The 14,343-nt window shown below is 41.6% G+C and carries 16 protein-coding genes; 10 read left to right on the top strand and 6 right to left on the bottom strand.

Going from position 1 to position 14,343, the window contains the following annotated elements; genetic code table 11:
* The first annotated feature begins 66 nt into the window (after positions 1-66).
* The 6 genes from hprK (at position 67) to NST74_RS29010 (ending at position 4,899) form a co-directional block, all read left to right on the top strand.
* On the top strand, positions 67-978 hold the full coding sequence (hprK, locus tag NST74_RS29035) for an HPr(Ser) kinase/phosphatase (RefSeq protein WP_042131632.1): 912 nt from the start codon (positions 67-69) through the stop codon (positions 976-978).
* 160 nt (positions 979-1,138) lie between these two features.
* On the top strand, positions 1,139-1,705 hold the full coding sequence (locus NST74_RS29030) for a TetR/AcrR family transcriptional regulator (protein WP_042131631.1): 567 nt from the start codon (positions 1,139-1,141) through the stop codon (positions 1,703-1,705).
* Between the two features lie 122 nt (positions 1,706-1,827).
* Positions 1,828-2,949: an ABC transporter permease gene (locus tag NST74_RS29025; RefSeq protein ID WP_341115695.1), complete on the top strand. Its 1,122-nt coding sequence runs from the start codon at positions 1,828-1,830 to the stop codon at positions 2,947-2,949.
* Positions 2,949-3,647: an ABC transporter ATP-binding protein gene (locus NST74_RS29020; protein ID WP_341115694.1), complete on the top strand. Its 699-nt coding sequence runs from the start codon at positions 2,949-2,951 to the stop codon at positions 3,645-3,647. The genes NST74_RS29025 and NST74_RS29020 overlap by 1 nt, the downstream gene beginning before the upstream one ends.
* Positions 3,648-3,712: 65 nt before the next feature.
* Positions 3,713-3,979 carry a hypothetical protein gene (locus NST74_RS29015; RefSeq protein ID WP_341115693.1) on the top strand — a complete coding sequence of 89 codons (267 nt, stop codon included), beginning with the start codon at positions 3,713-3,715 and terminating at the stop codon, positions 3,977-3,979.
* 38 nt (positions 3,980-4,017) lie between these two features.
* Positions 4,018-4,899 carry an SMI1/KNR4 family protein gene (locus NST74_RS29010; RefSeq protein WP_341116016.1) on the top strand — a complete coding sequence of 294 codons (882 nt, stop codon included), beginning with the start codon at positions 4,018-4,020 and terminating at the stop codon, positions 4,897-4,899.
* 159 nt (positions 4,900-5,058) lie between these two features.
* On the opposite strand, the gene NST74_RS29005 is transcribed toward NST74_RS29010, so the two are convergent.
* Positions 5,059-5,496, bottom strand: coding sequence for a MarR family winged helix-turn-helix transcriptional regulator (locus NST74_RS29005; RefSeq protein WP_341115692.1), 438 nt, complete (start codon positions 5,494-5,496; stop codon positions 5,059-5,061).
* A gap of 121 nt (positions 5,497-5,617) precedes the next feature.
* Here NST74_RS29005 and NST74_RS29000 point away from each other — a divergent pair, with 121 nt between their 5' ends.
* Positions 5,618-6,205, top strand: coding sequence for an NAD(P)H-dependent oxidoreductase (locus tag NST74_RS29000; protein WP_341115691.1), 588 nt, complete (start codon positions 5,618-5,620; stop codon positions 6,203-6,205).
* Positions 6,206-6,230: 25 nt separating this feature from the next.
* Here the strand turns inward: NST74_RS29000 and NST74_RS28995 are convergent, their stop codons facing one another.
* From NST74_RS28995 to NST74_RS28985, 3 genes are all read right to left on the bottom strand, one after another.
* Positions 6,231-6,743, bottom strand: a complete 513-nt coding sequence (locus NST74_RS28995; protein WP_341115690.1) for a DinB family protein — start codon at positions 6,741-6,743, stop codon at positions 6,231-6,233.
* A gap of 164 nt (positions 6,744-6,907) precedes the next feature.
* Positions 6,908-8,014, bottom strand: coding sequence for an undecaprenyldiphospho-muramoylpentapeptide beta-N-acetylglucosaminyltransferase (locus NST74_RS28990; protein WP_341115689.1), 1,107 nt, complete (start codon positions 8,012-8,014; stop codon positions 6,908-6,910).
* On the bottom strand, positions 8,011-8,997 hold the full coding sequence (locus NST74_RS28985) for an SDR family NAD(P)-dependent oxidoreductase (RefSeq protein ID WP_341115688.1): 987 nt from the start codon (positions 8,995-8,997) through the stop codon (positions 8,011-8,013). The genes NST74_RS28990 and NST74_RS28985 overlap by 4 nt, the downstream gene beginning before the upstream one ends.
* A 263-nt stretch (positions 8,998-9,260) precedes the next feature.
* Here NST74_RS28985 and NST74_RS28980 point away from each other — a divergent pair, with 263 nt between their 5' ends.
* Entirely contained in the window at positions 9,261-10,673 is a 1,413-nt protein-coding gene (locus NST74_RS28980; RefSeq protein WP_341115687.1) for an alanine/glycine:cation symporter family protein, read from the top strand.
* A 90-nt stretch (positions 10,674-10,763) separates the two neighbouring features.
* On the opposite strand, the gene NST74_RS28975 is transcribed toward NST74_RS28980, so the two are convergent.
* On the bottom strand, positions 10,764-11,165 hold the full coding sequence (locus NST74_RS28975; RefSeq protein ID WP_341115686.1) for a RidA family protein: 402 nt from the start codon (positions 11,163-11,165) through the stop codon (positions 10,764-10,766).
* A 445-nt stretch (positions 11,166-11,610) separates the two neighbouring features.
* Here NST74_RS28975 and NST74_RS28970 point away from each other — a divergent pair, with 445 nt between their 5' ends.
* Positions 11,611-11,769: a hypothetical protein gene (locus NST74_RS28970; RefSeq protein WP_341115685.1), complete on the top strand. Its 159-nt coding sequence runs from the start codon at positions 11,611-11,613 to the stop codon at positions 11,767-11,769.
* A 229-nt stretch (positions 11,770-11,998) separates the two neighbouring features.
* Positions 11,999-13,180 (top strand): multidrug effflux MFS transporter, encoded by a 1,182-nt coding sequence (locus tag NST74_RS28965; protein WP_341115684.1) that lies wholly within the window; start codon positions 11,999-12,001, stop codon positions 13,178-13,180.
* Positions 13,181-13,282: 102 nt separating this feature from the next.
* Here the strand turns inward: NST74_RS28965 and NST74_RS28960 are convergent, their stop codons facing one another.
* Positions 13,283-14,173, bottom strand: a complete 891-nt coding sequence (locus NST74_RS28960) for a diacylglycerol/lipid kinase family protein (RefSeq protein WP_076120369.1) — start codon at positions 14,171-14,173, stop codon at positions 13,283-13,285.
* Between the last annotated feature and the right edge of the window lie 170 nt (positions 14,174-14,343).

Genomic DNA, 14,343 nt, shown 5'->3' with positions numbered 1-14,343 from the left:
ATCGTTGAATATATCCCGTTAACCGTATTGCGTATTCAAGATACGCAGCCACAGGAGGGAACAACATTGAAATCGACTACCGTTCAAAGCCTTACGGAGACGTTTAAGCTGGAAGTGCTTGCAGGTGCTAGCTGTATGGATCGTGAAATCACTCGTTCAAAGGCGCATAGACCTGGTCTGGAGTTCGTGGGTTACTTTGATTTCTTTCCAACGAAGCGGGTACAAGTATTGGGCTGCAAGGAAATCAATTATCTGTTAACCCTAAGCGTTGAAGAGCGCAAGTTACATATTGGTAATATCGTCAAGTATCATCCACCCTGCTTTATTGTGACGACAGGTCAGCAGGAGATTCCTTATTTAACTCTATTCTGCGAAGAAGAGGGCATCCCGCTGCTACGGACGCAGGAGACGACGACAGAGATCATCGCAAAGATTGACACCTATCTAGTAAAGGCGCTGGCGCCAGAGCTTTCAATTCATGGGGTATGTGTAAACGTGTCTGGTATAGGTGTCCTACTCAGAGGTAAGTCAGGAATTGGAAAAAGCGAAACCGCGCATACGCTTATTAGAAGAGGCCATCGGTTTGTGGCGGATGATATCGTGGTGCTGAAGAAGCTGGGACCGGCGACGCTTCTCGGCACACATAACGAGACGACCCGCGAATTCCTAGCGCTGCGCAGTATTGGTCTGATCAACGTTGTACGCCAGTACGGGCGTAGAGCTTTTCAGGATGAGACGCGAATTGTACTCGATATCGAGTTGTCTCCTTGGCGAGAGAATTCCTTGAATAATGAGCTCGAACTGGAGCCGAAGTTCACAGACTATCTCGGGGTCCAAATTCCGCATATTGAAATCCAGCTTCAGCCAGGCCGTGACGTAGCTGGTCTAATCGAAGCTGCCGCTAACAACTGGTATCTGAAGCAGCTTGGCTATAGCGCCGTCGAAGAGTTTATGCAGAGGATTGAAAACGGGATGTAGTCGTGAAGGTAAAACATATCAATATATAGAATATCCTAGTATTTTTGAAAGGACTGTCCGCAGGTGAGAGTACTGCTTATGGACAGTCTGTCTATTTATTATGACCTACGCATTACTTTTTGTGTGTGCTAAACTGATAATAATGAAAAGGGGATGAATCATGGGTAGAAAACAATCTTTTACTGAAGCCGAGCTGCTTGATATGACAAAAAAATTAGTATTGGATCATGGCTATGATGGCTTTCATCTCAAGTTGCTCTCGCAGCATCTGTCCGGCGCCCGAAGTACCATTTATCAATATTATTCTAATAAAGAAGAGATCGTTGCCGCTTGTATGAAGCGCGTTATCGCAGCGGTATTAGATAAGGCATTAACAATTAATGAGGCAAATCCCATGGACGCTCTTGAGCAGTTACTTCTTATTTACGTAGAAGAATCTTCGCTCCATCAGCTCCTGGGAGATGCCAGTAAAATAAACACAGCGAATTCTGCTGCAGCGGCGAGAGACCTTGAATTTATTGAGGAAGCACATAAGACTCTTAAGATTCAGTTATCTGGTTTGTTCGCACGCGCACAGCAGGAAAATAGCCTTCGGAAGGATATCCCACTTCCTGTACTTATTGGCGTTTTTTTTAACCTAATTAATACACCTAATATGTTAAATATCCCAACGCCTGATTGGGGTAAGGTGTTATTTGAAATGTGGATTGGGGGCGCAAAGAGCTGATCTAATTTTGGATAAAATTTGACACATGTGTCATTTATGTTGTTTAATAAATTAGACGTGTGTCAGCGACATTTAATTTGACACATGTGTCAAATTAAATGTAAAGGGAGCTGAAAAAGATAATGTTCTTAGCTATGAAGGAATTGATGCATAGTAAAATGAAGTTTTCAATGATTACCGTTATTTTTGTATTAATTGCTTGGTTGGTATTCATTTTATCAGGTTTAGGTACTGGATTATCTACACTAGCTGCATCCACATTCAAGACTATGAAGGCTGATTATGTAGTTTTTGAAGAAGGGTCGCAGTCTTCGATGAGCAAGTCCCTTCTGTCTGAGCAGTTATTGGCCGAAGTGGAGCTATTGCCAAATGTTAGTGCTGCAGCACCGATGGGAAGTACAATGGCAACAGCGCTGAAAGGGCAAGGTGTTAAGAACGAGGACAAGGTAGACATCGCAATTATAGGAATTAATCCAGGAAGTTTCTTGGAGCCGGCTATCGTGGAAGGGGAGAGCTTAACTTCTGAGAATTCTACAGGTGTACTGGTGAACTCGACCATGAAGGATGAGGGCTATAGCCTCGGTGATACTTTTCAGTTAGACGGTACAACGGAATCATTGACGATTATCGGGTTTGTGAAGGATCAGACCTATAACCACGTTGCTTCCGTATTTACTCCGATGGAGGAGTGGCGGAAGATTAGTTTTGCTGCTCCAGGTTCAGATAAAGGAGTTCCAGGTCCGGTTAATGCAATTATGCTGCAAGGCAAGGATATCGATCCAGAAGTAATAAATAGCAAATTATCAGGTACGGATACGGTTACCCGGGCGGGAGCTGTTCAAGGGATGCCAGGCTACAAGGAAGAGAATGGTACGATATTAATGATGCTAGCATTTTTGCTGGCGATCTCAGCATTCGTGCTTGGAGTGTTCTTCTACGTAATTACAATGCAGAAGACCAACCAGTTTGGCATTATGAAGGCTATAGGTGCTAGTAACAAATTCCTTGGAAAAGCCATTGTATCGCAAGTATTTATAATTTCTTTGACTAGTATTGTAATTGGAATCTTACTGACTTATGGGACAGCCGCCATTATGCCGAAGGGTATGCCTTTCAAGCTGGAAACGAATCTTGTCGTAACTTATTCTGTAATCTTACTAATCATCGCTGTGTTAAGTTCGATGGTATCCGTTCGAAAGATTACAAAGATTGATCCGCTACAGGCATTGGGGAGGGTTGAATAATGACTAAGGGATTGCAAATGAATGATGTTACAAAATACTATGTTGAAGGAAGTAATCGTATCGCCGCACTTGATCATGTAACCCTGTCGGTCGAGCCGGGTGAGTTCGTGGCTGTAGTTGGACCGTCGGGTTCAGGTAAAAGTACGTTCTTGTCTATTGCTGGAGCGATGCTTGAAGCTTCAGAAGGGGAAGTTAAGCTGAATGGGCATACTATTTCTACGCTTTCTGCCAAAGAACTGTCGAATATAAGACTACAAGAAATCGGATTTATTATGCAATCTTCAAATTTGGTTCCTTATTTAAATGTTTTGGATCAATTGCTAATAGTAAAAAGGATGTCGAGTAAAGTAACTAGAGAGGATAAGCAATTGGCCGCTAAGCTGCTCGAAGAGCTGGGTCTTGGCGCAAAGCTAACAAGTCTTCCAGAAGAGTTATCAGGTGGGGAGAAGCAACGGACAGCCATCGCTCGGGCTTTAATAAATAATCCTAATGTCATCTTGGCGGACGAGCCTACAGCAAGTTTGGATACTAAACGGGCCCATGAAGTAGTTAGTCTAATTGCGCAAGAGGTGAAGTCACGCCAGAAAGCAGCGATTATGGTTACTCATGATGAGCGTATGCTTGAATATTGTGATAAAGTATACCGGATGGAGGATGGTAAGTTATCTTTGTTCCCTCTAAAAGATGTTTATAAATAAATAATGCCTTTGTACTATTAACCTAGGCGGATTTAGAGCCGCTAAGATTAGCCGTTCTAGATCTAATGGAGAAATTAGAGGATCATTTAAGATCAGAGGGTGTACTCAACCAGTTCGAGTCAGTTGCTGCGTTTGAATCTTTTGTTAAAGGCTGCTCTCATAGTGAAAAGAATAGTAATCAAAGAGCGACTGTGGCTGACACGGCGCTTTTTTTGATGATTGTATTCCTATTACGACATACTATTCCTAGGTATAACCGCCTCAAGGGTATGGATATGCAGGAGGGCATGCATGATTGGAAGGTCATAGGCTATAAATGGTATAATTTCTAATAGGTATTTTGAGTGATCGTTAATAGGAGGTATTAATGATGAGTGATGAACTATTGGCAAAACTGGATGAGTGGCATGAGGAAGATGAATTTCAGGAAATCGTGGATGCAATAACAGAAATTGCTGAAGAGGAAAGAGATTATGTTCTAACTAGTCATTTGGGAAGAGCGCTTAATAATCTCGGGCAATATGAAGAGGCCTTAGAGCAGTATTTGAGCATTGAAGAAGAGGGCGAAGGAGACCCACTCTGGCATTACCGTATCGGAGTTTCCTATTATTATCTTAAGCGGTATGATGAAGCATTAAAAGCATTTACAATTGCAGATGAGCTAGAGCCTGATGATGAGGACACCTTGGAGTTTTTGGGTTGGATCAAACGCAAATTGGCTAAGAAAGCTGCGAAGAAGCCTGTGAGCAAACCTGCAAAGAAGCCTGTAGTAGCGATCGACACCACCAATTTTTGGGATGACAGCGAGTATGCGTTCTCAGAATATATCTCTGAACCGCCTACAGATGCATTGATTGCTTCAGTGGAAGAAGAGCTGGTATTTAAGCTGCCAAAATATTACGTTGAGATGATGAAGTTACATAATGGGGGGATTCCTCATAATAATCGCTACCCGATTCCGGGCACAGGAGAGTTTATTACGATCTCAGGGATCCTCGGGATTGGACGAGATAAGAATAAGTCACTGTGTGGAGCTTCAGGCAGCCGGACTGTGATTGAGAATGGGCGTTATCCTGAGGTTGGCGTGGTGATTTGTGATTGTCCTTCTGAGAATGAAGTAATCATGCTGGATTACCGCGAGTTTGGAAATGACGGGGAACCCGAGGTTATTCATGTAGATCGAGATAACAAATACAAGATCACACGCTTGGCTGACAATTATGAGACCTTTATCGGCGGACTGGTGAAATAGTGGATTCGGCGATTTAGCTGAATGTGGGGCTGGTTCCAGGTAGTTAGGCTTTAGCTAGCCGATAATCGGTTTTAAATCAGCCAAATAAACGACTGAAAAAAACAGAGCAACGGTTCTCCAATATCGGAGAATCGCTGCTCTGTTTTCTTTTTAACCCACTCATTGATCGCTATTAAACACCTTGGACTGAAGCACATCGAGTGCTCGGTTGATTTCTTCCAGTTCTTCAGTAGAAGAATCCTTGATCCGGTCCAGGAAACGTTCGCCGATCTGCCCAAAAGCTTTGTTCATCATCGCTTGTCCAGCGTCAGACAACCGAATCATTTGCTTACGCCGATCTTCTGCGACATCCAGCTTTTCGCAGAGATTCTTTTCTGTTAATTTCTTGAGCTCACGGCTCGTGTTCGGCATAGAAATATTCTTACAATCACTGATTTGACTGAGAGTCACAGGCTGACTGACCGCTATATACTCCAGAATACTATATTGAACGGGCGTAATACCTTCCGGTCTAACATCTTTGGTTAAGTCGAATGTTACTTCATGGACTGCCGTCGTAAAGGTCACTAATTTATGAAAGAACGCTTCTTTGTCCATAACGATCACCTCTTAGTGTAAACTTTAACAAAATAATTATCATAATACAATTATCATTTGACAACTAAATCAAGGTTATGATACGATTTTGTTATCAAATGATAATTAAAGAGGTGGAGCAATGAACGTTTTAGTCATCTATACTCATCCGAATCATAAAAGTTTAAGTTATGCTTTTCTCAATAAGGTCATTCAAGGAAGTAATGAAAATCGAAAGATCACGAACATCGAGGTGCTTGATCTATATGAGGAGCAATTTGATCCGGTGCTGGTTTTTAATGAAAATAAACGTAGAAGAGACATGCATATCGATCCCAAGTTTGAGAAGTATCGTGAGCAGATTCGTCAGGCCGATAAAATTGTGTTTGTGTATCCAATCTGGTGGGGGCGGCCTCCAGCCATGCTGCTCGGGTATATTGATCAAATGTTTGCCTCTAATTTTGCTTATAGAGAAAAGGGCGGCCTAATCCCCGAAGGGCTGCTGAAAGGGAAGTCCGTGGTTTGTATTTCCAGCATGAAGGGGCCAACCCTGTATCCTTTATATTGGTTAAACAATTCCCATAAGGTGCTGATGAGAAAAGCATTATTTCAATATTGCGGTATGAAAAAAGTGAAGTTTTTCGAGTTTGGGAATATGGAGAGTCCAAAAGGTAAACATGACAAAAAGCTAAATCAGGTCTACCAATATTTTAGATCTGTAGCTAATTGATACCTCAAAAATAATAGCTCGATGATCATTTGGACTCGTTATAAAGATAGGCAACATAATCCTGCAGCACTGAGGTATGGTCCATTTGTCGCAGCATTATCCCGATATTCCCACGGTGATAGCTGCCATGGTTGGCGACGTGAAAGATAGCCCCGGAAATGGATGTCACAAGCGATCCCATCGTTGGATGATCTAACACAACGGTGGGATCCTTATCTATTTGACTAGCCAACACCATTTTATTTTTGCTGGTTAGCTCACGATAGAGGACATCCATTTCTTCAATATTTTTTATTGCTAACAAGGGCTCTAATTGGGCAGCTGATGCTTTAGCTTCATTCCTAGTTCGCCCTGAAATCAAGTCAAACCAAATATTCTCCACGACATAAATATGCGTCACAACCTTTGCTACCGAAGAAAAACCACTCTGGATATCCTTATGATAAATGTCTTTAGGCAACTCCTTTAAGCGATGGATGATCGTTTGATTAGCCCATACATTGTAGTCATACATTTCTAACGTCGGATGTTTCTCCATGAGTTTCTCCCCCTAAGATTATAGATCCTTTAATTATACCCATTCCAAAAATGTTCGGTACAATTTAGAGATGTTTATTATAGGATCCTTTGTCCAAAATAAACCAAAATACATACGACAGCGATAAAGCAGAGGAGTAACCAATTCGCTAGCTTCATTCCCATCTAAACCGTACCTGCCTTGATCATTGTTAAATCCTCGCCGCTTACTTGTTTGATTAAATTCATTACCTTAAAGGCTGCTCTGCCGTTCTCATAAGGCTTCATCTTATCTTTGTAAGTAGAGCGGTTCTCGTATAGCGTCATAATCGAATGAACAAAGGTTTGATTAGTCATCTCTTCTTCAAGTAACATTTCAGCAAGTCCCGTTTGTTGAAAATACTGAGCTTGGGCAAGTTGACCAGAGCGGCTGCCACCATTCGTGTGCGGAATTAATAACATGGGCTTTTGCATAGAAAGAAGCTCCATCATAGAATTTGAGCCTGCACGGGATACAACAACATCCGCCATAGCTAATAAATGCGGCAACTCACAGCTTGTAATGAATTCATACGATTTGTAGCCTGACATCGAGAGGTGAGAATCAACCTTTCCCTCCCCGCAAATATGAACCACTTGAAATTTATTTATCAACTCAGCGAGTACATTGTTCACCATTTGGTTAATGCTGTGTGCCCCTTGGCTTCCTCCCATAATAAGAAGAACAGGCTTATCAGAGGTGAATCCGCAAAAGGCTAAACCGCGTTGTTTATCAGCTAATTTGAATTGCTCCTTCAAGAGCGGTCCCGCATGAACGGCTTTGAGGGAAGCGGACTGGGTTACAGTATCCAGAAAATTTGTACACAGATGAGTGGCAAACGGAAGTGATATTTTATTAGCTAGTCCAAGATTCAGGTCTGGTTCATAAATAATGATAGGCACTTTGTTAAGTTTAGCCCCAATCACGACCGGTACAGAAACAAATCCACCTTTAGAAAAAATCACACCTGGTTTGATGGTTCGTAGGAGCCGGTAGGATTGAAAGATGCCCTTCATGATTTTGAATACATCAGTTACATTCTTCCAATCGAAGTATCGTCTCAATTTTCCTGTGGAAATAGGGTGATAGGTCACACCCTCCTTGTAATCAGACAAAAGCTTACGCTCAATCCCTTGTTCGGAGCCTATATAATGAACGTCCCAATCCTCTGCTAAACACTTAGGGATCAACACGAGGTTGCCGGATACATGGCCAGCGGAGCCTCCTCCTGTAAATACGATCGAGGTACTCATACTAGAAACCCACCTTGTTGTAACATTTCTTTTATCGCAGGTTTGCTCATCAACACATGACCGGAATCATAGCTTTGGAAGTCCACAGGCGGGCAAGAGGCATAAACTTTTTGTAACCCTTCTATAGGAAAAGGAGGGAGAATTACATAATAGTGATCATCCAGATGAATAGAAGAAGCACTCTCAAATTCCGATATCAGGACCTCACTTAAGCTTTCACCGGGACGCATCCCCGTTTCCTTGATTTGGATCGTGCTAGTTGATAAGTCGTCAATTAAGACCTCGGCAAGATCCTTAATGCTGCAAGCAGGCATTTTGGTCACAAAGACTTCTCCGCCTCTGCTTTCTTCTGTTGCTTTAAGGAGTAGGGTAATTGCATCATCTATGGTTAAGAAAAAACGAGTCATTCTAGCATCTGTAAGGGAAATGTCTACTCCATCCACAATACTTTGTTTGAAAATAGGCACCACGCTACCGGTTGAGCCAAGTACATTGCCACTTCTCACACATACAAACTGAGTTTTGGTTTGTCTGAGATTGGCATGGACCATTAGCTTTTCACCGAGTGATTTTGTCATTCCGTAGGTGCTCGATGGTTGCGCTGCTTTATCGGTTGAGACATAGACTACTTTTTTCACGCCATGTTTAATAGCGGCTTGAATCACATGCTGAGTTCCGAGAACGTTAGTCTTCATCGCACTGTCCGGCTGTTGTTCGCAGATCGGGACATGCTTCAAGGCCGCTAAATGATAGATATAATCTACCTGATGGCAAGCTTGCATCAGTTCTTGCTTATCACGTACATCACCAATGATGAACGTTAGTTTGGGATGATGATTATATTCCTGTTGTAGTTCTACTTGAAGTGACTCATTGCGGGAAAATATTCTGATTTCTTTAGGGTCTCTTTCCAATAACCGTTTCACGAGTTGTCGTCCCCAAGATCCGGTTCCACCGGTAATTAATATGGTTGTATTTTGCACGGTTTGTTCCTCCTATGATCTTAGCTACACAATAATCATAGTCTTCATATGTTACGTGAATATGGCAAAGCGAAAGCTCTTAAAATCAAAGAAAGTTAGTATTTTCTACCATAATTCTGAAAAGTATGCGAAACCCACTGACAAGAGATGTTATTAAAGTTTCAATTTTTATTGGCATTTGAAATAATGACTGTTATATTTGAAAATACTATGCGTTATAAGCTTAGCAACTTGGTATCGACAGAATGGAGAGGCGGAATTACATGCAACAATTTTTAGATAGTATGATTAGCGTAACAAATGATTTTTTGTGGTCCAAAATATTGGTGATCCTTCTTATTGTTTGTGGACTTTATTTCACCGTAAGATCGAAATTTGTACAGTTTGGTATGTTCAAAGAAATGTTTCGGGTTCTTAAAGGATCCAATGAAAGGTCAAAAGATAGTATTTCATCCTTCCAGGCCTTCTGCATTAGTATGGCGGCGAGGGTAGGGACAGGTAATATAACGGGGATCGCAATTGCTATTGCCATAGGTGGTCCAGGGGCTATTTTCTGGATGTGGGTGATTGCCATTATTGGATCAGCGTCCGGCTTTATAGAAAGCACCTTGGCACAGGTATATAAAGTGAAGGATAAGACCGGATTTCGCGGTGGCCCTGCCTATTATATGGAGAAAGGCCTGAACAAGCGCTGGATGGGAGTGATATTCGCGGTTCTGATTACATTATCCTTCGGGCTTGTATTTAACGCGGTCCAATCGAATACGGTCACAGTGGCCTTTGAAAATTCGTTTGGCACCAACCGGGCCATTCTTGGGCTTGTAATGGCTGCTGCCTTTGCGGTGGTTATCTTCGGCGGTGTTAAGCGTATCGCAAGAATGTCTGAATACATTGTAGTGGTAATGGCAGGGCTCTACATTGGGGCTGCTCTTATTATAATGTTGATTAATATTACGGAGCTCCCGGGAGTTATCGCACTCATTGTGAAAAGTGCCTTCGGATTTGAACAAGTGGCTGGTGGCTCTCTTGGTGCAGTAATTCTACAGGGTGTGAAGCGTGGCTTGTTCTCTAACGAAGCGGGTATGGGTAGTGCGCCTAATGCTGCGGCAACGGCAACCACGAGTCATCCGGTAAAGCAAGGGCTAATGCAAGCGCTAGGTGTACTCACAGATACGTTACTTATTTGTTCGAGTACGGCGTTCATTATCTTGTTGTCTGATGCCTATAAGCAGCCAGGGCTGGATGGAATCAAGCTGACACAAGCCGCATTAAGCGAGCATATTGGTTCGTGGGCATCCGGATCACTAGCGATTATGATTTTTTTGTTTGCTTTCAGCACGTTAATTGGAAATTATTATTACGGTGAGACTAATATAGAATTTTTGAATTCCAATAAGAAAGTATTACTATTCTATAGATACAGTGTTTTGGCGATGATTATTTTTGGTTCCGTAGCAAAGGTTGAATTGGTATGGGATTTGGCCGACTTATTTATGGGCTTCATGGTTATCGTGAATTTGATTGCCATCCTGCTATTATCTAAAGTGGCCTTTGCCGCCTTGAAGGATTATAAAAAGCAGAAACGTGAAGGGAAGGATCCTGTTTTCTATAAAGACAGCATTCCGGGACTCGAGAACGTTGATGGTTGGGACAATTCTTCAGATATAAAGAGATAGAATTAGAAAAACGAGCCATTAGAATCGCTTCTAAGGCTCGTTTTTCGTTTTGCGTTGAGGATATAAAATTAGTCTTTCTTAATTTAGGGTTTATCCTGCAGCCCAAACATCTAATTCGATTTTTAATTCAGGTAAACCTAACCCTTTAACATAAGCAATGGTCATTGAAGGAGGCGTTATCCCGAATACTTTATTCCAAATTTCATAGAAATGATCCCAATCGATTTCTTCTGTGGCCCAAATGTTGATTTTGATTACGTTATCGGGAGTTAACTTTTGTGAAGAGAGGACTTCCACAATATTACTCATCGTATTTGTTACTTGTTGATTAAAATCTGTAGGGATATAACTGTTTTGATCGATTCCAATTTGACCAGAAAATACATACATTTCAGCGTTTCTGCTTATTTTTGTTACATGACTGTAGTTACCAACGGGTTTCGCAATATTTTCTGGATTATATCTTGTGATCACATGATTATTTAAGTTCATTTTTATGAATTCTCCTTTAATAGAAGATACATAACGATATCTAGGTTATATATCTCCACTGTTTTTTAGTTTTAATTTTTGACAGACTTATCCTATCAATCATTAATTCTAGAAAAAAACAGCCGTAGAATACCCAATACCAAAGGACAAATATTTTAGCGATCTCTTTTTCATCGGGTATTCCTCCTTCTTATTTAAAGTAAGATAACTTCATTCGAATGATATCATTAATCCATGGGAGACGGCAACCTTGCCTCCTCCGGCACAAAAACACTTACATAAACGGATATTGCTTTATAGATGACAACCTCGATTGAGGGTGCAATCATGCTGTGTCAAACGCAGCGATCTGCTGCACCTTCAAAGACTATTGCGAAACTATTACCGAGAAACGGTAAAGAGGGCGTATTATACGGTGCAATATTTGTACACTACCGTTCTGTTTATGTCTTCATTAAATATCATTTTAGCGGTTGGAGAATTCAATGGGGAAGTTGCTTTATCGATCCTTAAGGTGTTTCCGATCATTTGGGTCACTGTTATGATTATAGAGCTTGTTATTATTGGGTGTATCGTAGAAAAGCTGACAGCTAAATTCAAATAAGCTCTCAGGCGAAGCGATTCGTTTGAGAGCTTATCTATTACCGTATATAATGATATTTTAGTTGAATCATTGAAACCCTCCTATATAACAATGAAAGCATAACAATGAGAGGTAATTTTGAATATGATGATTTATAGTCGTCTTGCCATAATGATGCCCCCATTTCCCTAGCTAGGCTCATATTCTTGTAGTTGTTCGAGGATATAAGCTTGTAGGAGGGCGAATTAATATGAAAAAATATGCAGCACCATCTTTACTGCTAATGATTGTTCTTGTGGCTTTTCCGCAAATTAGTGAGACGATTTATACTCCATCTTTGCCGGATATTGCGGTTGCACTTGGCGTCGCTAATAGTTCTGTACAATTAACATTAAGTATATATTTTATCGGATTTGCTTTAGGTGTTTTGTGTTGGGGTTGGCTCTCTGATTTCATCGGACGGAGACCTGCCATGCTGGGTGGCCTCATTGTATATGGTATTGGAAGCTTGATGTGTTTTTACTCGGAATCCATTAATCTGCTGTTAATCAGTCGGTTTATACAAGCGTTCGGAGCAGCGACAGGCTCGATCATTACACAAACAATTCTTCGTGAGAGTGTATCCGGAAATAAGCGGCATGCCATGTTTGCCCAGATTTCGGCTGTGATTGCTTTTACTCCAGCAGTAGGGCCGCTTATTGGCGGCTTTGTGGATCAAGCTTTTGGTTTTCGAGCGGTTTTCTTTACATTAGTGATGATGAGTGTGTTGTTGTTTATGTATGCCTTTTGGAAGCTGCCAGAAACCACAGATGTTTCCGCGAGAAAAAAGGTGGCCATTCTACCTATCGTTAAAAGAATGCTCTCATTGCCACGTGTACTAGTGTTTGGGTTACTGATCGGGGGCATCAATGGAATTTTATTTAGCTACTATGCGGAAGCACCCTTTATATTTATTGAACATTTTAATATTTCACCGGGAGTATATGGTTTTTTAGGTATTGTTGTGGCCTTGGCATCGATAGTGGGAGCAATGATGTCCAAGAGATTATTGAGTCTCTATGCCGCAGAAAAAATAATTCACATCGGCTGTCTAGTGATGGCTGCTGGTTCCTTGCTATTAACACTTGTGAGTAGTCTTGGAGCGTTGCCGGATATAATACTGATCGTATGTATCTTAATCACTCTTTTTGTTATGTTAATGGGGGCCGGTATCGCTTTGCCTAATTGTCTAAGTCTTGCTCTTGTTCAATTTCAGGACGTTGTAGGAACGGCAGGCGCGATCTTCAGCTTGGGATATTATCTGCTAGTAAGTTTAGCGACGTGGGGAATGAGCACCCTGCATAATGGTTCATTACTGACGATGCCTATTTATTTCTTAGGGATTAGCGGCGGAATGTGGTTATTAAGTAAAAAGTTTATTGTAGCGGAATAGAATTTTTATAAGTGATTTGCAAAAAAAAGAAGATATGGAACGGGGTATCCATAAAATAATGGCAGTCTGGAACTATTTGAGTTCCGGACTGCTTTTTATTTGTTAGTCCACTTCCGGCACAATGACTTGGATATGACGAGGGAGAACACTTAGCGTAATTGGTAAAATGGGACCTTCTTCACCATCCACATTGGTTCTTACGGCTTCTGGAGAGCTCACTGTCACATTTTGGGCCGTGAAATAGACAACATCTTTATGATCCTTAAGGCTGCCAAGTAGTAAAGAAATACTGGCTGTAATGGTATTAAGTATACTGAGGTCTTGAATAATAAAACAGTGAAGCAGACCATCGTCAACCGCAGCATCAGGTATCAGATTCTCGAATCCGCCAACGGAGTTGGTTAACACGGCGAGAAAAAGCGGGGAATCGCCTTGCCATGTCTTCTCGTCATAATGAATGACAAGAGGGTGGGGGGAAGTGCTTGTAAGTTGTTTTAGGCCTTCTTTCAAATATGCCAATGAGCCGAGTTTGGTTTTCTCTTCGATTGATACGGAGGATAATGATCCGGCGATTGAACCTACAGCAACAACATTTCCGAATAAGCGGTCATTCAAGCAACCAATATCAACTGTCTTTACGTTAGAGGAAGCAAGGGTTTGAATGGCTATTTCGGGATTCAATGGAATCTGTAACGCGCGGGCAAAATCATTAACCGTTCCTAAAGGGACTACACCTAACTTTGGGTGTTGTTTCTGATTCATAAGACCATTAATGGTCTCGTGAAGCGTGCCATCCCCGCCAATGGAGACGACTAGATCGTAACACTCCTCGCAGGCAGTGATACAATAACGAGTTGCATCTAGTTCCTTTGCCGTTTCCTTGATCGTAACCAAGTAGCCTTGATCAGCTAGAACTCTTTCTGCATATCTGACATATTCGCCAGCTTCTTCTTTACCAGATGAGGGGTTAATAATAATCATAGCTTGCCGCATAGGGATTATCCTCTCTTGTTCAATCTAATAGCCTATTAGATGATTACCCCAAAGTGGTATAGCGGAAATCATAACAACCTAAAAAGAGGTGAGCAAGAACGACCTAAGTCGTCTTGCTCACCTCTTTTTTAAACGCTTGCCGTCCCTATAAGGACGGCGAAGGCATTTAT

Source organism: Paenibacillus sp. FSL F4-0125 (assembly GCF_038008565.1).
In the GTDB taxonomy this organism is placed as follows: Bacteria; Bacillota; Bacilli; order Paenibacillales; family Paenibacillaceae; genus Paenibacillus_AQ.
Note: the sequence above shows the minus strand (reverse complement) of the source record. Positions and strands in the feature narration are given on the sequence as shown.

Excerpts from the sequence above, each read along its gene's own strand:
- NST74_RS29005 (WP_341115692.1), bottom strand. The coding sequence starts at position 5,496 with ATGGACAAAGAAGCGTTCTTTCATAAATTAGTGACCTTTACGACGGCA.
- NST74_RS29030 (WP_042131631.1), top strand. The coding sequence starts at position 1,139 with ATGGGTAGAAAACAATCTTTTACTGAAGCCGAGCTGCTTGATATGACA.
- NST74_RS29020 (WP_341115694.1), top strand. The coding sequence starts at position 2,949 with ATGACTAAGGGATTGCAAATGAATGATGTTACAAAATACTATGTTGAA.
- NST74_RS28975 (WP_341115686.1), bottom strand. The coding sequence starts at position 11,165 with ATGAACTTAAATAATCATGTGATCACAAGATATAATCCAGAAAATATT.
- NST74_RS29025 (WP_341115695.1), top strand. The coding sequence starts at position 1,828 with ATGTTCTTAGCTATGAAGGAATTGATGCATAGTAAAATGAAGTTTTCA.
- NST74_RS28960 (WP_076120369.1), bottom strand. The coding sequence starts at position 14,173 with ATGCGGCAAGCTATGATTATTATTAACCCCTCATCTGGTAAAGAAGAA.
- NST74_RS28990 (WP_341115689.1), bottom strand. The coding sequence starts at position 8,014 with ATGAGTACCTCGATCGTATTTACAGGAGGAGGCTCCGCTGGCCATGTA.
- NST74_RS28970 (WP_341115685.1), top strand. The coding sequence starts at position 11,611 with ATGTCTTCATTAAATATCATTTTAGCGGTTGGAGAATTCAATGGGGAA.
- NST74_RS29000 (WP_341115691.1), top strand. The coding sequence starts at position 5,618 with ATGAACGTTTTAGTCATCTATACTCATCCGAATCATAAAAGTTTAAGT.
- NST74_RS28995 (WP_341115690.1), bottom strand. The coding sequence starts at position 6,743 with ATGGAGAAACATCCGACGTTAGAAATGTATGACTACAATGTATGGGCT.
- NST74_RS29015 (WP_341115693.1), top strand. The coding sequence starts at position 3,713 with ATGGAGAAATTAGAGGATCATTTAAGATCAGAGGGTGTACTCAACCAG.
- NST74_RS28980 (WP_341115687.1), top strand. The coding sequence starts at position 9,261 with ATGCAACAATTTTTAGATAGTATGATTAGCGTAACAAATGATTTTTTG.
- NST74_RS29010 (WP_341116016.1), top strand. The coding sequence starts at position 4,018 with ATGAGTGATGAACTATTGGCAAAACTGGATGAGTGGCATGAGGAAGAT.
- NST74_RS28965 (WP_341115684.1), top strand. The coding sequence starts at position 11,999 with ATGAAAAAATATGCAGCACCATCTTTACTGCTAATGATTGTTCTTGTG.